An 18,124-nucleotide genomic window follows, 5' to 3' on the forward strand; every position below is an offset into this window, starting at 1 on the left:
TGTCTCCCCTTTACTTCTTCGGCTTAGCGGGCTTGTCAGCCTCAGCGGGTGCCGCCTCGGGCTTGACTTCGACGATGCCCGCGCTCGTGAAGAGACGCAGCGTCTCAGGGCCCGGCGCGATGTCCTTCGTCACGCCAGCGACGAACTCCTCGCCACCGAACACGACACGATGCTTAGGTGCTTGCGGGTCACGGTAGACAGCCATTACTCGCCGCCCTTCTTACGTGCAGGCTTCACCGGCTCAAGCTTGTAACCCTGCCGTCCGAAGTAGGCGAGCGCGCCCGGATCATCCGTCTCTCCCACCCCATCGGTGAAAGTGACGCCAGCGACGACACCGTTAAACCCCGCAACCGGGGTGATGACCTTAGCCATAATGGTTACCCTCCTCAAGGGGTATGCGTGGGGGCCGCGCACTATGGCCCGGCCCCCACACGATTGGGTGCTACTGCACGCGGATATTGCGGAACACAGCCGCCGCCTTTGTCGCCTTAAGAGCGACACCGATGGGGCCGAGCTCCACTTCGCCACGCTTCACAGCGCCAGCGTCAGAGAAGTTCGGCATCCACGTCTGGACAAGCTGCCCGCCGATCGTGGACACGCCGTGGAAACCGTCGAGGCCGACACGGTACGCGTACAGGTCAGTGAGACCTTCCACGTCAGCCTCGGAGCCTACGGTGCGCTTCTCGATCGGGATGATCGCAGTGTTCGAGCCCGCCTTAGCGCCAGCATCACCGAAGAGAATGCCGCCGTACGTTTCGCGCTCGATCGGGCGCCCATTCGCACCCATCAGGCCCTCCACGGGATCCTTCGTGTATTGACCCGCACGACGCGCAGCCGCACGCACACGAGACAGCACCTTCGCGTTACCCACGAGGATGGTGGGCGTGCCGTCGAGGAGGGTCAGGAACTCGTCGAGCACGTCTAGGAACTTGTGCTCTGCACGGTTGTCGGTGTCGAAGTCGCGCAGGTCAGTGATCTGGCCGGCACGGAACTCGGTCGACGAGCCGACGAGCGCCTTGTCGAGACCGTCGAAGCCGTTCGCGTCGGTCGCGGTGTCGCCGTTGATGACGAGATCCGCGAACTTAGCGTTCGTGGACTTCACCTTCTGAGTGATGTTGAGGGCGATGTTGCCCGACGCTGCGGGGCCGAGCTTCGCGGCCACACGGTCGACAGCGAACGAACCACCCATAACAGCGAGGTCGACCGAGTGGCGGCTGGTCTCGACGTTCTGGTCGGTGTACTCGGTGTTGATCGCGCGAGTGTCTGCGGTGGCCTGCGTCTTGAGGCGACGGTACCCGTAGGTGAGGGTGTCGCCGCCCCCTGCAGGGTTGACAACATCGTCGAAGATCAGCGAGTCGGTGATGACACCGGTCTTGCGGAACTCGTCGATGACGGACACGTCGATGTCGTCGGTGGTGTTCAGCTTTGATTCTGCGAGTGAAACAGCCATGATGGCGTGCTCCTTTCAGGTTTAGCCTGCGAGGCGCGCAGCGATTGCGCCCTCGAGGGTGGATGGTTTGGTGGTCGTACTCCCGGCTGGGCGGTCGCCTGATGTGCCGGGGAGAGCGTGGGCCGTCGGCTGTACGCCGTAGGCGGGGTTGTCCTTCACGAACTGGTCGACGAGGGTGGCGAGTGCTGCACCGTCGGCCATGTCGAGATCCTTGATCGCGGCCTGGAACTTCGCCGAGTCGAGGAGGAGCGCCGCGTTGGCCTTGCCGTCGGCAGCTGTCGTGATTGCTCCGACGCGGGCGTGCTCGGCGACTTGTCCCTTGAAGCTGTCGCGCTCGGTGCGGGCTTCATCGCGCTCGGTCTGCATCGCCGCCAGTGCTTGCTGTGTGGCTTCGTTGTCAGCCATGAGCTTCTGCACCTGGTCGGGCGTGAATCCCTGAATCTGCTGCACCGCGGGAGTCGCTGGCGCTGCGGGTGTGCTGCCCTTGCCGAGCTGCGCGAGCATCGCCGCCACATCGGTAGGCGACGGGGCTGCAGGCTCGACGGGAGCCGCGGGCGCTGCAGGTGCCGCGCCGCCCTCGCCCTCCATGTACCGGATGCCGCGCAGCGAGTGTGGTGCGCGTCCGATCGTGAAGCCGACGCAAACTGGGTCGCCTTGGCGCTGAAAAGTGGTGTGCATTGGTCGTGCCTCCTCAGGCAGTCGGCCCAGCAAATGGGCATAAAAGAACCCCCACCTGTTTGGTGAGGGTTAGCGGCGGCGCTTCTTCGTGCGCCCCCGCGGGTTACTGTCGCCACCGTCAGCGAACGGCAGCTGCTCACGGTATGCGCGCCGGATGATGCCGGTCTCTTCGACATGCTGGCGTAGCGCTGCCTGGGCTTCGCCGATCTCGTCGGGGTCGCCGTCACGCTTCGCGGCGCGTACGTCACGCTCAAGCTCGCGCAGTCGCTCGCGGTCGCGTTCTTTCTGCTTGTCGTAGGTGGAATGCTTCGACGGGTCAGGCCCGCCAGGCAGCGACACAGTTAGCACGCAACGACAGTTCGGGTGGCCAGCGCCAGAGCCGCGCCACTCGTCCACCGTCGCATCCACTGTGATGGTCACTGGGTGCGCGGTGATCGCATGTTTCACGGTCATGGGGCCGGGTTGTGGGCCGAGCGTTTTACCGATCCAGCGGGCGCACGCATCACACGCACTGTTCCCGACGACGGGCGTATACGTGGTGATGCCTGCCGCGTTCATCGATGCGACGGACTGGTCGCGCCACGCACGCGCGGCGGCGGTTCGGGCCGCCATTTCCGAGTACGCGCCAATTGTCCAGCGCCGCCCGCTCTTGTCGATGAAGCCGGTGATTCCGTCGGCGAGGTATTCGTCGAGGATGCGCCGGTGGAGCGCCTGCGAGGTCGTCATGCCCGTGAGTAGTGAGGCGACGTGTTTCGAGGTCATCGCCTGATAAGCATCAACAGGGGCACGCAGAATACGCGCGTTGAGCGCGCGCAGCGAGTCGCGTAGGTCGAGTTCTACCGCAGCGACAGCGTACGCGCCACCAGCCGTGAGCGCCGTGACCTTCCCGACTCCCATTGCTGCGTAGGCGGGGAAGTCGAGGAGTACGCGCGCGATCTCAGCCGATGCGCCCATCGCGGCCTGCTCGGTCGCCCAGCGCGCGAGCTCGTCAGGATTGACGGTTTGCACGAGGCGTTCAGCCTGCTCCCGAAGCGACTGCACCGCACGATACCGGGCCAGTACATCATCGGGCACTTCGAGCGCCTGACGTGTGAGCCTGTCGAGCGTCTCGTAGAGCGCGTCTTCGATTGCTCGGTAGCGTTCGGCGATCGCGTGGCCTACATCGTCGATCCAGGCTTGTGGGGAGTCGCCAGGCCATGACTGCAAGACGACCCCCTCCCGCTACTGTTCGTCCTCGTCGGGCTCGTCTACCTTGCCGAACGTGAACGGGTCAGGCGGCTGCTGCGCGTCACGCCCGCGTTGGATGCGCTCCACTTCTTCGGTGATCGCGTCATCTGACCAGTCCGGGTTCGCGCGACGAACCGCGGTCTCCGTCGAGATCGCCTCCGCCACTTTCAGTAGGCCGATCGTTTCAGCCTCTACCTTCGGGTCAGTGCGCGAAATGTCGGGGAAGATCACGTTCAGGTCATAGCGACCGCCACCCTTGCCAGGGAACAGCATCCCGTCAAGCTCGAGCGCGACCGAGCCCATGCGTGACAGCACTTTACGGTCGTATAGGTTCTTGCGGCTGCGCGTCGTCTCAGTGCGGCGTTCACGATGCTGAATCTCCGTCGCGGTCGCCTGCGAGCCGGTCTTGTCACCGAGCCCCCACGACGACGGACTGAAGCCCGCCTTCTGTAGGATCTGCCCGGTGATCTCGTCCAGCGTGTCCTTGTGCTCTTGCGTACGAATCGCGAACTGGTGAGCGCTGAGCGTGAGCCCGTCCATTGCGCCGGGGATCTGCAACCCCACGAACATTTCACGGAACGTATCAAACGACGCACCCGCGCCAGGCCCATTGCTGCGCAGGTACGCTTCAGGCACGATCAGCTTTGCTGCACCGAGCTTGAGATCGCGCATCCACGACGACCAAGCCTCATCGGCGTTGTCGAACAGAGGCGGCAGCTGATTGAAATCAGAACGGCCAGCGTCCTTGAGCACGCCAGACTTACGCCACGACAACGCCGGCCCATTCGGCAGATAGCCCGCCGTGAGACGGTCAATACCCGTTACGATGCGACTATCCCCGTCGACGAGCGCTGCGTATGCTTCCGTCTCGGGCCGCTCCTGCAGTGGCACACGCGAGCCGAGGTTCGACGCGGTGCCACGATACAAGGCGTGCTCGATCGCGCCGATCGTGTGGTGCTCGAGGTGCCGGTAGTAGACGTGCCCGTCGAGGAACTCCGACCACAGCGTGACTTCGACGAGACGGCCATGCCTGAACACGGGGACAACGGTGTCTGCTGCGGCGTAGTCCAACCAAACGTGGTCTTCGAGGCCGGTGTCCCAGCGGGGGATAATCACGGTCGCACCCAACGCGCTCTTGATCTCGCCCATTGAATTGAGCATGGCGTGGTGGCTGTCGCTGTTCTGCATGTCGTCGAGCCGCGCCTGTGCCTGCTCGCTAACTGTCATGCCGTCGGCGAACTCGACCACAGGCGGATCGCTGTACTGCAGGTCAGACGCGAGCGTGGCGAGGTCAGCGGCGATCGGCACATGCACGCGCGTACGCTGCTCACCCGCCGGCACAGGGCGACCCCACATGAACCGGCTGGCTGCACCGACAAGCCCGCCACGATGAGGCACGCCACCATGAGAGTGAGTCGCGCCGCCGCCCTGCTGGTAGATGCTGGCGAGTGTCTTCGTGTCGCCCGTCAGCCAGGCGTCATTCTCGGCGTACTGCGAGTATGCGGGAGCCCACGCTTTCGGGGGCCAGGGAGTGTTCGGTGAGGGCATCGGCATAGCCTTGGCTCCTTTCGGGGGTTAGGCTGCGAGGCCGTAAACGAGATGCTGCCACTGTGATAGGCAACTGAATATGGCGTAGCGTGCACTGTCTTGGCCGTGGTCGTCACGCTTCACCACTTCGTCCTTGCCCTCTTCAGCGGCTTTGCTGTCCCACTCGTACTCGGTGACCTCCTCGAGGTACACCTTGCAACGATCGGATACGATGAGCTTGCCCTGAGAGAGGAGCGAACCGACTACCTGTATACCGTCGAGTACCGCGTTATTCGCGGCCCACGACGTGACACCGTCCTGGTGGAGCTGTGCACGCATGGACGCTGCCGACGGGTCGAGGAAGATGAACTCAGGCGGCGGAACATGCACGCTGTCGGTGCCGTGGCGTGTGTTGAGCCATTCCCTGAACAGGCGCGATAGCTCAATGTCTGGGAGGGTTTCGCCGTGGTGCTCTTTGGACGAGTAGTGCCATTCGTCGATCAGGACGAGGCGGGGCTGTGGCTCGTCGGTGATCCCGAGCAGGTGCGCGACCGTAGTGTTGGTGGTGCCGTAGTCCATGCCGACCGCGAGCGTACGCGCGATCGGTGGCAGATCAGCATGTTTGATGAGGTGCCGCGTCTCGTCCCACATCGGATAGACGGCACCCTCAGCGTTCGTCCACTCGCCTTTAATGAAGCGCTGGTAGAAGACACCCGAGTACGACGCCCGCATGGACGCTTTGAACTCTTCAGACAGGCTGGGGTTGTCTTCCATCGTGAACGGAAAATGAGTCAGGCTGACTTCGCCTGCTTTCAGAATCCACTCTTTACGCAGCCAATGAGACTTGGAGCCGGGGTTCGTGGTCGACAGAAGACGCGCACCATCCACCGATAGGCGGGTGACGAGCATGTTCCAGAACCCCTCGGGGATGATCGTCGCTTCATCCACGTAGGCGAGGGACACGGTGAGGCCGCGAATCTTCGTTTCCGAGGCGGCATCGTTCGCGCCATACAGGTGAACGGTACGGCCCAGAATGGTCGCTGTTTTCGCGCCGGGCGTGTACTTGATGTGCTTCACGAGCGGCCCGAAGATTTCCGGGTTCGTGAGCAGACTGAACAGGTTGCCGTTGATCGTGTCGAGTGTCCGACCGACGATGATGATGACGCCGGCGCGCGGTGCGGTCAGGATCGCGAACAAGAACGCGAACAGGCTGACGAACGTTTTACCGGAACGGACAGCACCAGACCAGAGAGCAATCTTGCTTTTGCCGCAATCAGCGAGGGAGAGGATCTGTGAACGGGAAAGAATCGAGGTAAGGCCAGAGAGCATTCAGGCCCCCTCTTCTTCCCCTCCTGTCGGGGTGTCAGTACGCAGCACTTCAGCGGCCGCGAGGATACCGGCTTCGAGGGACTGCACGACGCTGGTAACGCCGGTGAGGTCGGTGTCTTTCTCTACGATGCGGGTGAGCTTGTCGAACGTGATACCCGCCGTCGTAACGATATTGCGGCGCACTTCGACGGGCGCGCTATCTAGCGTGGCCTGCTCGAACGTGTTGTCCTTACCACCGAAGCTGTACACGACATACGGGTCGTCGATACGGTCGAGCATGTCTTCCGCCACGGCAAGCATTTTCTCAGCGAGGCGTTGACGGCCCGCCGCGAGGTCGATGCTCTTAGCGGCGACGGCCTGCGCGGTCTTGGAACGATCGAACGATAAGCCTTCTTGCTTCGCCCATGCTGAGACTGTCGAGCGGGATACGCCGATCTGCTCGGCGATCTTGCGTACTGAGAGTCCTTCGCTTTGGAGCTTTCGCAGCTGTGCGCGTTTAGGGTCTGGACGTCCGGCGCTGTCGTTCATGGCTTGCCTCCTCGGTGGTTGTTCCGGGGTAGGTGTGCCGGGTGTGGGAGCACGAAAGCCCCGCACTTGGCGGGGCTTTCATGATGGTTCATTACATATAGTGGGGGTGCAGACGGGGGCGTGTCAAGTCGCACCTTCGTTCGTTACCCCACCAGACCGGTAGGGGTTGTCTTCTTCCGGGTCGTGTGCGTCGCTGTTCCAGCCGTCAGCCCGGTAGTCACACCCAGCAGCATGACCTTCCCGCCACGCTTCGGCTTTCGCTTCACGCACCACGACAGACGGGGCGGCGCGTACAGCGGTGAGTGCCGCGTGTGCGTCTGCCCGCCACTCGCCCGCGTTCGGCACGCCATCGAGTGATGCCAGCGCGGGCAGGCCAGCCCGTGCACGCCACGAGTTCAGGGCAGCAAGCGCCGCGGCCTCTACTTGCACGTCGCTCGGTTGCCCGCCCGCCACCTGTAGACGGCCAGCAGCAGACAGCGCGGCCACGGCAATACGCCCCACATCTTCCCGCTGCGCGTCATCAAGTGCGCGACGGTGAGTAAGTAGAACCTCGTCGAACGCCTCCGCCACTATCGCTTCGTTGCTTCGGTTGTCAGTAGTCATCGCTACGCCTTTCCTCAAGTTCCCGTAAGCGCTCATTTGTGAGCTTGTTGAGCCTGTGCTGAACAAAATTTGAGGCGCAGAGCAGCAGCAGCGCCACTCCTTGCCCCACGTCAATGACTAGCTGCACACTCACGCGCTCTCACCACCCTCTACTGGAAGCGGCGCCCCGGCCTTGCGACGGCGTACAAGCACCTCTTCCCCGTCGCTTATCATCACGCGCTGCTCCCATTCCACGGCCTCCGGTTCGGGTGCCCCGTCAAGCGCGGCGAGCACCGCGTCAGCACAACGCCAATACCCCGCCGCCGCAGCCGATGACTTCGAGTGCTCCTTGACGCCACACCGCCCGCCGTCACTTGACGCGATGACCGCCGCCCGCACTCGTTCCACGACGGCCCGTAGTTCTTCCAACTCACTCATTAGTGACACCACCCTCAAGCGCGGCGAGCAGTTCCACCAAGAACCCGCTCTCGTATCGCTGCCAGTCCACGACCGTCACGCTGTCGCCGATGTCATTAATAGCAACCTCGTTCCACAGCTCCCGTACCCGCTCTAGCGCAGCGAGAGCAGCATCACGCTCAGCCTCGGCGCTGTAGAGCAACGTCGCGGTGGCCGCATGTCGCCGCCTAAAGTCCTCGGCCACGCTTTCTAGCCGATCGATCTGCGCTACAAGCGCTGGAATGTCATTCACCCCGAGCTGATAGCCGTTAGTGAGGCGTGGGTCAGTGGTCGCGGCATCAGGTACAGCAGCACGCGAGAAACCCGCAGCAAGAACCGCGTCGGCCACCTCGTACCCCAGCTCGAGCGAATCAGCCCCGTAGATCAGGCGCTCGACAGGCTCAAAGATTTTCACCAGCACCTCCCGGTCTTCCTCGCTGGGCAGACGGGCCTCTAGCACGTCAAGGTCAGCGCGCATCTTGAAAGCGCGCTCCCACACCAGCTCCCAATCGCCGTCGCCATCGTCACCGATAAGGTCTTGAGACTTCGTGATCTTCACGATGTCGTCACCCTGCCGCTTAATGATCTGGCCGAGCGTCGCACCGCCGCGCTTCGACCGCTCTAGCGCGTCAGCAAGGTCGCTAATCAGCCGTTCACGCTTCGACTTATCCACGATGTGCGCGACCTGCCGCCGCGCCTCTTCGATCAGGTTTTTCGTCATTCCGTTTCCTCCTTGAAATCAATTCCCAACAGCACAGCCGCGGCACCAAGCGCGTCCTCCGACGTGAGCTCTGTCACGCCCGCGTCGAGATACCGGTACGGGCCGCGCTCAGCACTACCAAGCGCGATCAGGTTCGCGATGCGCTGCTGCTCCACAAGCGCCAACTGCGCTTCTAGGCGTGCATCGTCAAGCATGATCACAGCCGCCATATGCGGCGCTAACGTTCCCGGTGCTTTATTCGCGGCTCGAATAATGTCACGCGCGCCACCCTGTAAGCGTCGCGCTTCCGCCACGTGGTCAATATGTTCAGTCATGCTTCGTTTCCTCCTTGAATCTGTTCACAATCACGTCACCACGCGCCCGCCAATAATCGGCAAGCTCGCGAGCAGTGCGCGCCGCAAACACCGACGCCACAGTGAATAACGCCCACAACGCTGCCATCCACCACCAAAACGGCGACCACACAGCCACCACCACGGCAACCACCGTTAGCACGCCATACAGCCATGCATTCAACCGGGCACGAGCAGCCGTATCGCCCGATTCCCGTGCGCGTTGCCGGTACTCACCCGCCACGTAGCCCCTCCAAAAAATGTCCCACTCAGTCATCTGTTTTCCTTTCGTTCACGCCAGGCGTAGGCCCGGCTTTTTACGCCATGCGGCACGCCGTTTCTCGCGCGCCGCGAATAATTCGTCATGCTCAGCGGCGGTGTGCGCCGTCCCGTAATACGAGACATGACGGCCCGAACTATCCCGCCGCACACAATCCACAAGGTGTACGCACTCGTCACACAACTCGAACGTTCCCACCTCACGAGACCCGCACGTGCCGCCCGGTTTTCCGCCACAATCACGACAACCAATCGACACAAGCCAACCCAGAATGTTCGGGTTGAACGGCTTAAACAGCGACTCCCAAACGGGCGGCTCAACCTCGAATGCGAGCTGTGTCACAGCAGCCCCTCGAAATCGAACTCGCCCTGCACCGCAGTCGCCACACCATCACGCGTCGGATACTCGAGCGGGCCCGCCGTCACCGGGAACGTGCGAGCCTCCCGCGAACGCGTCGCCGCCGTAGACACCTCACCCAAATAGCGATCATGCACGCGCGAACTCCCATCAGGCACGATCCACACCACCGGCGACCCCCACCACACCTCGATCGACAACTGAGCCGCCAAGACAGTCTCGCCCTGGCAGCCCACGATCCGCCCGTCCTCGAGCTGCGCCGTCTTCCACAAATGGGTGCCACCCCGAACCTCCCCCAGATATGCGGCCCCGTTCCTGAGTAGCCAGCGGGCCTGCTGCTGGGCGATGCTCGACACGTCCGCGTCAGTCGCATCGAAACCGGGTTTGCTCATGCCGTGCCAGTCACGGATCGACTGCGCCGCCTCCCACGTCTCACTCACGCCGGCCCCCTCTCGGTGCTGCTGGCAAGCCCAGGCGGGCGCGCACATATGCGACACCGCCCGGGGACATGTCCACGAGCTCACCGACATGGCGGTCGTCGTAGCCGAGCCCGTTCAGTCGTGCGATCTCGCGGTCGCGTTCAGGCCCAGGCGCCCACGCACGCGGGGCTGGCTGATGACGCACCCGCCCGCAGCCCGACGGGTCGAGACAATTTTTCATGGTTTCCCACCTGCTCTCACCCACTCCTGGAATGCACGCTCAAGCTGCGAGTCCGTCACGTGCGCGTCGGCACTACCGTCACGCGCGCGACACTCACGCCTGCTCTTACGGGCCGCATCATTCAGGCCACGCCACCGCTTCCACGCCAGCACATGCTCGAGCCGCACAAACAGCCGCCCGTCAACGTCTTCGACGTGCATACCGTCGGCCCGGTACTGCCGCAACGTCCGCAAACTCACGCCCGCTTTACGTGCTGCGGCTTGAAATGCCAGTCGCATTGAGTAGCTCCTCCCAGTCAGTATCGAATGCCCACCCGCACGACCCACACGCCACGATCGGGTCGCTGCCGCGCGGCCACGACAACCACACACGCTGCAGCTCGCAGATGGGGCAGAAGCGCGGGTATTCTTGCCCGACCTTGCGTGCATCATCCCGAGGGAACGCACGGTCGACCTTGCGGGTCGTCGTGGCGAGGTCGTCGAGGAAATCTGCGAGCGCGCTGTTTGCTTGGTAGTGGTCGAGGTTGCGGCGCAGCCAGATCGCCCACTCTGAAATGCCCGCAGCGACGCTTTCAGGGGTCGCGGCGACCGTCACCCCGGAAACGTCACGATCGGCAGCGAGAGCCCCCGCCAGAGCGCGCGGGGGAGCGATCTGGCATGCCCGCGCCCAATACGTCACCCAGTTACCGAGCATCGCGACGAGCAGATCGCACGCATCCATCGCGCCAGCGTTCAACGGCAGACCCGGATCAGTCGACCCGCTCACGCGCTCATTCTGTGCACCGCCGATCGACGGCACCACCGCGGCCCTTGCACGCGCCGCCACGTCATCGATGTCGCCGAGCAGCCACGCCAGACGTGCGAGGCAGCGTGCACACAACACCGCGCCCGCGACGGCGGGGGCAGGCGTACGAGGCCCACCCTCCACCGCCGCGATCGTACAGCCACGCGCACACTCAGAGACGCTAAACGCTTGGCTACTCATCCTGCCCTCGCCTGTACTTCGCTTTCACCGATTCAGGCATGCCCGGCCCACGCCAAGACCCATTCACGAGCGTTGGTGTCACCCCCGCATGTTTCATCTCGGCAGGGTTAAGGCATCCGCGCGCCCCGTCTTCGAGGGTGACCCTGTGCGCGTCAAACAAGCCCAGGCCCTCGAATGTTTCGTGGCAGCTCGAGCAGTGCCCTGTACGGTTGCCGCGCTGCCGCCATGTCTTCCCGCACGCACCGTGCGCGGTGTCATGGTCAGAAGGGCTGCTCGGAACCAAAGGAATCACCCCCGAACTGATTTGCATCTGACATTTGAGACGCGTTGGCGGGGGGCTGCGCCCATTGATCCATGCCGCCTGTTTGCGGCGCTCCTGGCGCGTTCTGGGGCTGCTGAGCACCAAACCCGCCCACCTGCCCACGCGACTGACCACGCGCCACCTGCGCCGTAGCGAAACGCAGCGACGGCCCAACCTCTTCGACATCGAGGTCGAGTGAGGTGCGCTGCTGACCCTGATTATCGGTGTAGGAGCGCTGAGTCAGGCGCCCCTGCACAATCACACGCATGCCCTTCGTGAGTGTCGCCGCGATGTTGTCGGCGTATTCGCCGAATGCGCGGCATCCGAGCCACAGCGGTTCGCCGTCCGACCAGTCACCCGACTGGCGGTCACGCACGCGCGGGGTCGACGCGATACGAAACGTCACCCAGCTCTTGCCCGACTGCGAAACCCGAGGTTCGGGATCCGCGACCAGATTGCCTACAACAGTGATTAACGGTTCGCCAGCCATTTACTTGTCCTCCTTGATGTTCTGTGAGATCAGGCCGGTGATGTTGCCGACCTTCACGATTACTGGCCCCGGGTGGCCGTCGCTTCGGGGGCGGGTGAATGTCATCTCGACAGGTTCGCCACCGCGTTTCGTGAACTTCCTCAGCTGGCCCGGTGAGATCAACACACTGGACGCTTCAGCGGGCTCACTGTCGCGAATCATGTCGTACACGACTCCGGGGAATATCCCGAACGATGCGTTGAACTTGCGCTGCTGCTCCAGCCCGCGTGGGCCAACCACCGTGACAGTGACCGTGGCCTCACGGCGGCGAGATTCGCTCAGCTCTTCTTCGCGTTGCACTCCGGACTCCGGCGCTTCAATGACGACAAAAAAGTCGCCCGATGCGAAGTGGGATAGCCACGACCGCAAACGAACTGGCTTGATCTTGGAAATCCACTTCACCGCCGCCCTCGGCAGCAAGATTGACCCACCATCAATACTCACCGACAGCTTTGCCTGGGCGGCCGTGTACCTATCGGTGGTGGTCATCGTGTCGCCCACGATGTGCGCCGATGTGATCACCTCGTGGATGCTGTCGAGGTGCGGGAGCATCGCTTTACTCGCGGCGATTGCTTCCGTCAGGGGCATTTCGATCGTTCTCATTTCCATGATTACTTCCTTCCTTTCAGCTTCTCGCTCGCTGCGTGAAGCTGCTCTCTCAAAACGGCTAGCCGGTCGGCCTGCCGTGCGCGATCCTGCTCGAGGGCCGCGATCTTGACCGCGTCTTGCGCGATCTGTTCTTCGGCTTTCGCCTGCGTCACCCGCCACTCCGCATACGCCCGCTGAAACGCTTGCGCCGCGAGGTCACGCTGACGTGCCCCATCCACCACCAGTTCGGCAGTGAGTACCGCGAGTGTGGGCGGGGGAGTGTGCGCGAGCGCCGCCTGTACGCCCGCTTGGTCGCATTCACCCACGAGCTGCACGAACTCGCGTACCGCGGGCATCACCGCCATAGCTTCGATGTCGCTCATCGTCCCGGCCATTTGTCACCGCACCTTTCGCATGCTTCGTGTTTCGGTAGGCCGTGTTCGCAGAATTGCGGTTCACGGCGTGCTGCCCGTCTCGCGTCGGCGGCGAGCAATGTTTTTTCGGCTTCGTGCTGCTGCTCGAAGTTCTTGCGGTCGGTGGCGCAGGCTCGGCATGGGATGTCGTGATCCCAGCCCGAATGTTTTCCACAGGTGGGGGAGGGTGGCTCGCGCCCCTCTTCCGCAGGAAGAGGGGGTCGGGTCGGGTCGGGTCGGGTCGGGTCGGGGTTACGAACATTTTCCGAACAGTTCGCACCCGTTCGCCCGAACACCTCCGGTTCTTCCGCTTGTTCCTGCGGTTTTCCTTGTTTACGTCGGGCTCGTAACTCCCTCATGCGCTCCCGACTCGCCTCCCGCTCAGCGTCTACGTCGGCCTTACGTGGCTGATACTCGAGCCAGTTACAGAAGAGATAGCCGCCCGATGTGCGCTCCCAAAGTCCCGCATCCACCAACGATGCGGGTGCCGACGGGGGTACGCCCCACACTCCGAGCATGAAATCTGGGACGTGGCCGTCGGTCAGCTCATCGGCACACCACGACCCCGCGACCGTCCAAACCCCGAGCGCCGCGAACCGCTGCCGCTTCGGGATCGACAAGAATTTGCGTGACGAGTGCAGCCCGTCGTCAACCTTGAACCACGCCATATTTTCATTCCTCCTCTCTCACTACGTGTTCTGCGATTGCCGCGCACACGTCGTCCATGTCGCGCCGATGATTCGTGCGGTCGGCCTCGCACATGCCGGTAAGGTCGCGGGCCATGAGCGCGCGCCGTGTCGCGATCAGGTCGATCGTGTCGGTGTGCGCCGCCGCGTACATGGCACGCTGCGACGGCTGCCAGTCAGCCATAACTCACCCCCAACAGCTCGTCCAACAGCTCGTTTGCTTCTTCTTCGCTGATCGGCACCCACCAGCGCCCAAACCGGTCGGGCTTGTCGAGGTAGAGCACCCAGCCCTCACACACCCGGTAGGCAGGCCACTCGCGCGGGTCAGCCCACCGAGGCGCACTGAACCCGTCCTTGAGGGCCTGCGCGACGTTCCGGGTCTTCCACTCGTGACAGCCGCAACCGCCCACCGCTTTGGACGAGCCGAGGAGTTGCAGGCCCGCGGGCGTCGTATTGAATGGGTTCCTGTTCTGCCGGTGGTCACGGTCGACGGGGCCGCGCGACCCGCACCGTTGGCACTGGCCCACGTCACGTTCTGTGACCGCGTCGTAGGCTTGCTGCTCCTGCGCTTTCGTCAGCTTCGGGCGCTTCAACCCCAGCGGGCGACTCACGAGCCCTCTCTTTCTGCCCGCCAGATGCGGGCCTGCACTGCACGAATACGCTGCGTGTACCGCGCGTACTCTTCGAGCGCCCGGTCAGTAGCTGCCGCGCGCCCCCGGATCGGTTTACGTGCGATGCCCGACAGTGCGCCCGGGTCGTCAGGCAGCATCGGCGGCGATACTTTGTCGCGAGCTGCCTCGAGGCGCGCGAGGTCACCCCGCAACTCAGCAAGTGTCTTGACGCGGCGCGGGCGAGACGGGCGAGGCGGCGACGCGACAGGAATGAACCCGCGCGCCGCCGCCTCCTCAAACCCCGGCAACCCCGGCCACGTCTCTGGGTGAAACTCGGGCACCACGTGAGTAGCCCACGCCCGCGGCTTCACGCCGCCTCCACCGGTTCGCGGGTGCACGGGCACGGCTGGCCAGGCCGCACCGTACCCAAACCCCAACACCGTGCGCACGTAACGATCGGCGCGTACTCCATCACAGTTCGACCTCGAGCCGTACTGCTGCCCGCTCTACCGCATACTCGACATCGGCCCGGTAGGGGGCCTCCATGGTGCGCGCCACCGCAAGCACCGCGTTGAGTGTGTCGATGACGCGCCGGTCATCAGACACACCAGCCGCCGCTACCCGCAGCGCCGACTGAAGTTCAGCGTTGTGTTGTATCAGCGCGTCACACGCCACACACTCCTTCTTCGCGGTTTTTCCGGCCAGGTATGCCTCGATCTTCTCTGCGGCCTCCACCATAGATTCCATCGTGAATTTTGCGGACGCGATCTTCATCGCTTCTTCCAGCGCACGCGCCCTAATTTCCATCGTCATTGATTCATTCCCTTCATGCACCGAATCACCGGTGCGAGTTGTATGCCGCCTGAACTGATTTGTTGATGTTCAGCCAGCTGTAGATGCGTGTGCGTAGCGCCTGTGACAGGTCTTCGAGGTAGTGGTATTCGGCTTTCGTGTCGAGCCACGCTTTCAGTTCGTCGGCCGCGTCTACCTCGGCTTGGGCGCGCGCGAACGTCGCCCCCAAACCTTCTTTCCCGAGCTCGGCCATGCGCTGGTTGCGTTTCAGCGTGTACGCCGCTTCGGCTTGATAACGGCGGTCGTTTACGTCGCGCTGCGCCTCCACAAGCGAGTCGAGCAGATCATTCGCTTCCGTTATCCGCTGCTCCGCTTGCACCGGCGTCATCGGCTGAAACTGCTGCACCTGCGCTGCCCGCTGCGTCAGATCCTGGTTCGTCATCTGTCACCACCTCTGCGTCTTGTGTTTCTGTCTGGATGATGCCGAGGCGTGCCGCGTATTGTGCACGCAGCGCGTCGGTCGCTTCGCCTGATTCCTTGAGACGTGCCGCGATGTCGCGCAGCGTGTCTTCATCGGCGGCGGCTTCGATCAGCACACCCCAGTCGATGCCTGAAGGTTCGGGCTCTACTGTTTCGGTGCGGCCCTGCATTTCGTCGTCGGTGTATAGGCCAGCGAGGTCTTGCGGGAACGCTTTACGCAGGGCGAGCGCTTCGGCACACTTCGCGAGCTGGCCGGGGCCACGCTGCGCCCACATCTGCGTCAGCGGTCCCTTATTCGTGTACTGCGCGTACTCGTCCCACGTCGCCACACCGACGGCAGGCTTGTCGACATGCCAGTCGCTTCGGTAGACGTTGACGCGCGCCGCGAGCGGGTGTTCGCCGTGAATCGCTTTCACGAACACGGGCACCCATTCGCCCGTAGCGGTCAGCCATTCGGCGGCATCTTGGCCGGCGTATTTGCCGGTGCGTTCAGCGATCACTCTGAACCCGTCGATGCCGGTCTGAATCGCCCACTGCACGCCGTCTCGTGTGCCCCGCCCGATGCAGTAAATCTGGCGGGCGAGCGGGTCAAGACCCGTGCGGGCGCACGTGTGCAGGAACTTCGCGACCACAGCTCGCGGCGCGGGCTCCACCTGCCCTGACTGCGCGCCCCACGTGTGCCGGAATACGAGCCCGGCAGCGTCGGCTATCGCGCGTTCTTCTGCTGTCCATTCTTCGACTGCCGATGATTTCGGCAGCGCAACTGTGGTACTCAAAACGGGGCCTCCTTCATTGCGTGTTGGGCCGCGTCGAGCGCGGCCAGGACTTGTGCAGCGATCGGCATGATCTGCTCGGTCGCTGCGATGATCTTTGGATGGTCACGGGGCACGTCGAGCACGCTGTAGCCTCCCTCGCGGGCCTCCCACTGGTCGTGCTCGTCGCGTAGCAGCGTGACCGTCCCGAACCGGACTAGCTCGGCTTCTGGGAAACACATAAGCTGCCAAGATAATTGGCGCCATTCGCCCGCGTCAGGGTTTGGCTTAATCACGCCGTGGCGTGCTTTACACTCCGCGAGTATGAACCGGCCCTCGTCTTGGATCCCGTCGGGCGTGCACCCATACCGCGGGTTATCGGGGGCGTGCACGAACGCAGTGTTGCCCGGTATCCCGAGGTAGGCGAGAATCATCGGCTCCCACCGGTGCCCCGACGCGGTGACCTCGTTGCCGTAGAAAGTTCGCGGCCTGATCTTCGCGGACACGTACTTATCGACGGACGTGAGTTTCGCGTACTGCTTCACGTCTGATGCGCCGATACGCGAAAGCCGGGACGCCAACCACTCGTCCCGACTCTCGCCGCTGTTCAGTATGCGGTTACGCCACGTCAACGATCTCGCCCTCGCTGAACACGTAGCCGAGATCGCCGCTGCGTCCGCGCTCGACGATGATCGTGTAGCCACGAGCGATTGCACGTGCTTCGATCTCAGCCAGCGACTCGTCGTCGAGGAGGTCGCCGTTCTTAATGAACCCGAGCTTGAGTTCACGCTTCGTCAGGGTAGCGATGTCAAAACCGATGCCGATCTGCTTCGCTGAATTTACCTGCGTGAATGGCACCCCGTCGTACAGCACTTGCTCGTCGTCGACCGACAGTAGCGGGTCGGGGAAGTTCGCCGCAGAGAGCGCGTCCTTCTTCTTCTGGTCAAATACATCAAGCACCGCCTGACGTTCCGCTGCCAGAGCTTGTGCTTCACCGAGCGCGCCCGCCGTCTGCTTGTACGTCGCCGCCGCGCGCACCGCCGCGTTCGTCGCGTCAAGCTTCGCCAGCTGCTCCTCAAGATGCGCGATGTCTGCCACCTCATCGGGCAGCGCGTCAACCACCGCTTGCCGCTGGCCCACCGTTACGCGCCAGTTCGCGAGCTCAGCTTCGAGTCGGTCGACCTCTTCGAGCGCGATGCTCAAGCCGTTTCGGGCGTCAGCGGCGGCACGAGCAGCGTCATGTGCTGCGTTGATGCGCTCGTGAATGCCAGCCGCCGACACCTCAGCCTCGGGCAGACCCTCGACCGGTTCAAGCATCGACGCCAGCGCGCCCGTGAGGCGTTTCACCTCCGCGTTGGCGAGCTTGCGTTCATCCTCGACGCCCTTCTTTCTGCGCGCCAGATCGTCAAGATCGAACGGCAACTCCACCTGACGCAGCAACGTGTCGCGCTGGTCGCGCGCCCCGAGCATCGCGAACTGGGCCGCGTCAATGATCTCGGCCCCGAGGTCTTCCGCGATGATCTGCGCGCCGTTCTCGTACCTCGCACCGTCGAGCGCGTACACGCCCACACTCGAGCTAATCGCCCCGCTCTTCGCCCGCGAGAACGTACGCACATACCGGCGATCGCGTTCGTGGTCGATGATCTCCACCTCAGCGCTCTTCTCACCCAGCCGGATCGGCTCAGGCGTCTCACGCTTGCCCACGAACTTCACGAGCTCACGCACACCATCGAGGAAACTCGATTTGCCTTGCGCGTTCTTGCCGCCCAGCACCACCAGGCCAGCACCAGACGTGATCTCCACTTCTTCGATGCGCTTGTAGTTCTTTACCTTGAATGTTTTGGTCATGCTTCCTTCTCCT

The 18,124-nt window shown here is 63.3% G+C and carries 28 protein-coding genes; all 28 read right to left on the reverse strand.

The window, feature by feature from the left end:
- Positions 1-10: 10 nt before the first annotated feature.
- On the reverse strand, positions 11-205 hold the full coding sequence (locus tag ACXR2T_RS10005; protein ID WP_458839276.1) for a hypothetical protein: 195 nt from the start codon (positions 203-205) through the stop codon (positions 11-13).
- Complete coding sequence (locus tag ACXR2T_RS10010) at positions 205-372, reverse strand: hypothetical protein (RefSeq protein ID WP_458839278.1); 168 nt, start codon at positions 370-372, stop codon at positions 205-207. The genes ACXR2T_RS10005 and ACXR2T_RS10010 overlap by 1 nt, the downstream gene beginning before the upstream one ends.
- Positions 373-442: 70 nt before the next feature.
- On the reverse strand, positions 443-1,450 hold the full coding sequence (locus ACXR2T_RS10015; protein WP_458839280.1) for a major capsid protein: 1,008 nt from the start codon (positions 1,448-1,450) through the stop codon (positions 443-445).
- A gap of 21 nt (positions 1,451-1,471) precedes the next feature.
- Positions 1,472-2,128, reverse strand: a complete 657-nt coding sequence (locus tag ACXR2T_RS10020) for a hypothetical protein (protein WP_458839281.1) — start codon at positions 2,126-2,128, stop codon at positions 1,472-1,474.
- Between the two features lie 69 nt (positions 2,129-2,197).
- Positions 2,198-3,334 (reverse strand): phage minor capsid protein, encoded by a 1,137-nt coding sequence (locus ACXR2T_RS10025; protein ID WP_458839283.1) that lies wholly within the window; start codon positions 3,332-3,334, stop codon positions 2,198-2,200.
- Positions 3,335-3,349: 15 nt separating this feature from the next.
- Complete coding sequence (locus ACXR2T_RS10030) at positions 3,350-4,909, reverse strand: hypothetical protein (RefSeq protein WP_458839284.1); 1,560 nt, start codon at positions 4,907-4,909, stop codon at positions 3,350-3,352.
- 21 nt (positions 4,910-4,930) lie between these two features.
- Positions 4,931-6,211 (reverse strand): PBSX family phage terminase large subunit, encoded by a 1,281-nt coding sequence (locus ACXR2T_RS10035; protein WP_458839285.1) that lies wholly within the window; start codon positions 6,209-6,211, stop codon positions 4,931-4,933.
- A complete protein-coding gene (locus tag ACXR2T_RS10040) occupies positions 6,212-6,739 on the reverse strand; it encodes a GcrA family cell cycle regulator (RefSeq protein ID WP_458839287.1) in 528 nt (175 codons plus the stop codon).
- Positions 6,740-6,862: 123 nt separating this feature from the next.
- Entirely contained in the window at positions 6,863-7,342 is a 480-nt protein-coding gene (locus ACXR2T_RS10045) for a hypothetical protein (RefSeq protein ID WP_458839289.1), read from the reverse strand.
- 129 nt (positions 7,343-7,471) lie between these two features.
- Complete coding sequence (locus tag ACXR2T_RS10050; RefSeq protein WP_458839291.1) at positions 7,472-7,759, reverse strand: hypothetical protein; 288 nt, start codon at positions 7,757-7,759, stop codon at positions 7,472-7,474.
- Positions 7,752-8,498 (reverse strand): hypothetical protein, encoded by a 747-nt coding sequence (locus ACXR2T_RS10055; protein ID WP_458839292.1) that lies wholly within the window; start codon positions 8,496-8,498, stop codon positions 7,752-7,754. The genes ACXR2T_RS10050 and ACXR2T_RS10055 overlap by 8 nt, the downstream gene beginning before the upstream one ends.
- Positions 8,495-8,812 carry a hypothetical protein gene (locus ACXR2T_RS10060; protein ID WP_458839294.1) on the reverse strand — a complete coding sequence of 106 codons (318 nt, stop codon included), beginning with the start codon at positions 8,810-8,812 and terminating at the stop codon, positions 8,495-8,497. Before ACXR2T_RS10060 ends, ACXR2T_RS10055 begins: the two co-directional genes overlap by 4 nt.
- Positions 8,805-9,107, reverse strand: coding sequence for a hypothetical protein (locus ACXR2T_RS10065; RefSeq protein WP_458839295.1), 303 nt, complete (start codon positions 9,105-9,107; stop codon positions 8,805-8,807). Before ACXR2T_RS10065 ends, ACXR2T_RS10060 begins: the two co-directional genes overlap by 8 nt.
- 341 nt (positions 9,108-9,448) lie before the next feature.
- Positions 9,449-9,907, reverse strand: a complete 459-nt coding sequence (locus tag ACXR2T_RS10070; protein ID WP_458839296.1) for a hypothetical protein — start codon at positions 9,905-9,907, stop codon at positions 9,449-9,451.
- A gap of 216 nt (positions 9,908-10,123) precedes the next feature.
- Positions 10,124-10,366, reverse strand: coding sequence for a hypothetical protein (locus ACXR2T_RS10075; protein ID WP_458839297.1), 243 nt, complete (start codon positions 10,364-10,366; stop codon positions 10,124-10,126).
- Between the two features lie 7 nt (positions 10,367-10,373).
- Positions 10,374-11,111 carry a hypothetical protein gene (locus ACXR2T_RS10080; RefSeq protein WP_458839298.1) on the reverse strand — a complete coding sequence of 246 codons (738 nt, stop codon included), beginning with the start codon at positions 11,109-11,111 and terminating at the stop codon, positions 10,374-10,376.
- The gene (locus tag ACXR2T_RS10085; protein ID WP_458839300.1) at positions 11,104-11,421 is read right to left on the reverse strand and encodes an FDXHR family putative zinc-binding protein; all 318 of its coding nucleotides are present in this window, start codon (positions 11,419-11,421) and stop codon (positions 11,104-11,106) included. Before ACXR2T_RS10085 ends, ACXR2T_RS10080 begins: the two co-directional genes overlap by 8 nt.
- The gene (gene ssb, locus ACXR2T_RS10090; protein WP_458839302.1) at positions 11,372-11,902 is read right to left on the reverse strand and encodes a single-stranded DNA-binding protein; all 531 of its coding nucleotides are present in this window, start codon (positions 11,900-11,902) and stop codon (positions 11,372-11,374) included. Before ssb ends, ACXR2T_RS10085 begins: the two co-directional genes overlap by 50 nt.
- Positions 11,903-12,550, reverse strand: coding sequence for a hypothetical protein (locus ACXR2T_RS10095; protein ID WP_458839304.1), 648 nt, complete (start codon positions 12,548-12,550; stop codon positions 11,903-11,905). It lies immediately after the preceding gene.
- Positions 12,551-12,552: 2 nt separating this feature from the next.
- Positions 12,553-12,924 carry a hypothetical protein gene (locus ACXR2T_RS10100; RefSeq protein ID WP_458839306.1) on the reverse strand — a complete coding sequence of 124 codons (372 nt, stop codon included), beginning with the start codon at positions 12,922-12,924 and terminating at the stop codon, positions 12,553-12,555.
- 690 nt (positions 12,925-13,614) lie between these two features.
- Complete coding sequence (locus ACXR2T_RS10105; protein WP_458839308.1) at positions 13,615-13,812, reverse strand: hypothetical protein; 198 nt, start codon at positions 13,810-13,812, stop codon at positions 13,615-13,617.
- Entirely contained in the window at positions 13,805-14,239 is a 435-nt protein-coding gene (locus ACXR2T_RS10110) for a hypothetical protein (protein ID WP_458839310.1), read from the reverse strand. The genes ACXR2T_RS10105 and ACXR2T_RS10110 overlap by 8 nt, the downstream gene beginning before the upstream one ends.
- Complete coding sequence (locus ACXR2T_RS10115) at positions 14,236-14,688, reverse strand: hypothetical protein (protein ID WP_458839312.1); 453 nt, start codon at positions 14,686-14,688, stop codon at positions 14,236-14,238. Before ACXR2T_RS10115 ends, ACXR2T_RS10110 begins: the two co-directional genes overlap by 4 nt.
- 22 nt (positions 14,689-14,710) lie before the next feature.
- Positions 14,711-15,052 (reverse strand): hypothetical protein, encoded by a 342-nt coding sequence (locus tag ACXR2T_RS10120; RefSeq protein WP_458839313.1) that lies wholly within the window; start codon positions 15,050-15,052, stop codon positions 14,711-14,713.
- 25 nt (positions 15,053-15,077) lie between these two features.
- Positions 15,078-15,473: a hypothetical protein gene (locus ACXR2T_RS10125; protein ID WP_458839314.1), complete on the reverse strand. Its 396-nt coding sequence runs from the start codon at positions 15,471-15,473 to the stop codon at positions 15,078-15,080.
- Positions 15,376-16,287: a phage recombination protein Bet gene (gene bet / locus ACXR2T_RS10130; protein ID WP_458839315.1), complete on the reverse strand. Its 912-nt coding sequence runs from the start codon at positions 16,285-16,287 to the stop codon at positions 15,376-15,378. Before bet ends, ACXR2T_RS10125 begins: the two co-directional genes overlap by 98 nt.
- Positions 16,284-16,808, reverse strand: coding sequence for a hypothetical protein (locus ACXR2T_RS10135; protein WP_458839316.1), 525 nt, complete (start codon positions 16,806-16,808; stop codon positions 16,284-16,286). Before ACXR2T_RS10135 ends, bet begins: the two co-directional genes overlap by 4 nt.
- A 73-nt stretch (positions 16,809-16,881) precedes the next feature.
- Positions 16,882-18,111 carry an ATP-binding protein gene (locus ACXR2T_RS10140; RefSeq protein ID WP_458839317.1) on the reverse strand — a complete coding sequence of 410 codons (1,230 nt, stop codon included), beginning with the start codon at positions 18,109-18,111 and terminating at the stop codon, positions 16,882-16,884.
- Between the last annotated feature and the right edge of the window lie 13 nt (positions 18,112-18,124).

The organism is Leucobacter faecis, from assembly GCF_054456635.2.

Excerpts from the sequence above, each read along its gene's own strand:
- ACXR2T_RS10005 (WP_458839276.1), bottom strand. The coding sequence starts at position 205 with ATGGCTGTCTACCGTGACCCGCAAGCACCTAAGCATCGTGTCGTGTTC.
- ACXR2T_RS10010 (WP_458839278.1), bottom strand. The coding sequence starts at position 372 with ATGGCTAAGGTCATCACCCCGGTTGCGGGGTTTAACGGTGTCGTCGCT.
- ACXR2T_RS10015 (WP_458839280.1), bottom strand. The coding sequence starts at position 1,450 with ATGGCTGTTTCACTCGCAGAATCAAAGCTGAACACCACCGACGACATC.
- ACXR2T_RS10020 (WP_458839281.1), bottom strand. The coding sequence starts at position 2,128 with ATGCACACCACTTTTCAGCGCCAAGGCGACCCAGTTTGCGTCGGCTTC.
- ACXR2T_RS10030 (WP_458839284.1), bottom strand. The coding sequence starts at position 4,909 with ATGCCGATGCCCTCACCGAACACTCCCTGGCCCCCGAAAGCGTGGGCT.
- ACXR2T_RS10035 (WP_458839285.1), bottom strand. The coding sequence starts at position 6,211 with ATGCTCTCTGGCCTTACCTCGATTCTTTCCCGTTCACAGATCCTCTCC.
- ACXR2T_RS10040 (WP_458839287.1), bottom strand. The coding sequence starts at position 6,739 with ATGAACGACAGCGCCGGACGTCCAGACCCTAAACGCGCACAGCTGCGA.
- ACXR2T_RS10045 (WP_458839289.1), bottom strand. The coding sequence starts at position 7,342 with ATGACTACTGACAACCGAAGCAACGAAGCGATAGTGGCGGAGGCGTTC.
- ACXR2T_RS10050 (WP_458839291.1), bottom strand. The coding sequence starts at position 7,759 with ATGAGTGAGTTGGAAGAACTACGGGCCGTCGTGGAACGAGTGCGGGCG.
- ACXR2T_RS10055 (WP_458839292.1), bottom strand. The coding sequence starts at position 8,498 with ATGACGAAAAACCTGATCGAAGAGGCGCGGCGGCAGGTCGCGCACATC.
- ACXR2T_RS10060 (WP_458839294.1), bottom strand. The coding sequence starts at position 8,812 with ATGACTGAACATATTGACCACGTGGCGGAAGCGCGACGCTTACAGGGT.
- ACXR2T_RS10065 (WP_458839295.1), bottom strand. The coding sequence starts at position 9,107 with ATGACTGAGTGGGACATTTTTTGGAGGGGCTACGTGGCGGGTGAGTAC.
- ACXR2T_RS10080 (WP_458839298.1), bottom strand. The coding sequence starts at position 11,111 with ATGAGTAGCCAAGCGTTTAGCGTCTCTGAGTGTGCGCGTGGCTGTACG.
- ACXR2T_RS10085 (WP_458839300.1), bottom strand. The coding sequence starts at position 11,421 with ATGCAAATCAGTTCGGGGGTGATTCCTTTGGTTCCGAGCAGCCCTTCT.
- ssb (WP_458839302.1), bottom strand. The coding sequence starts at position 11,902 with ATGGCTGGCGAACCGTTAATCACTGTTGTAGGCAATCTGGTCGCGGAT.
- ACXR2T_RS10095 (WP_458839304.1), bottom strand. The coding sequence starts at position 12,550 with ATGGAAATGAGAACGATCGAAATGCCCCTGACGGAAGCAATCGCCGCG.
- ACXR2T_RS10100 (WP_458839306.1), bottom strand. The coding sequence starts at position 12,924 with ATGGCCGGGACGATGAGCGACATCGAAGCTATGGCGGTGATGCCCGCG.
- ACXR2T_RS10105 (WP_458839308.1), bottom strand. The coding sequence starts at position 13,812 with ATGGCTGACTGGCAGCCGTCGCAGCGTGCCATGTACGCGGCGGCGCAC.
- ACXR2T_RS10120 (WP_458839313.1), bottom strand. The coding sequence starts at position 15,052 with ATGACGATGGAAATTAGGGCGCGTGCGCTGGAAGAAGCGATGAAGATC.
- ACXR2T_RS10125 (WP_458839314.1), bottom strand. The coding sequence starts at position 15,473 with ATGACGAACCAGGATCTGACGCAGCGGGCAGCGCAGGTGCAGCAGTTT.
- ACXR2T_RS10140 (WP_458839317.1), bottom strand. The coding sequence starts at position 18,111 with ATGACCAAAACATTCAAGGTAAAGAACTACAAGCGCATCGAAGAAGTG.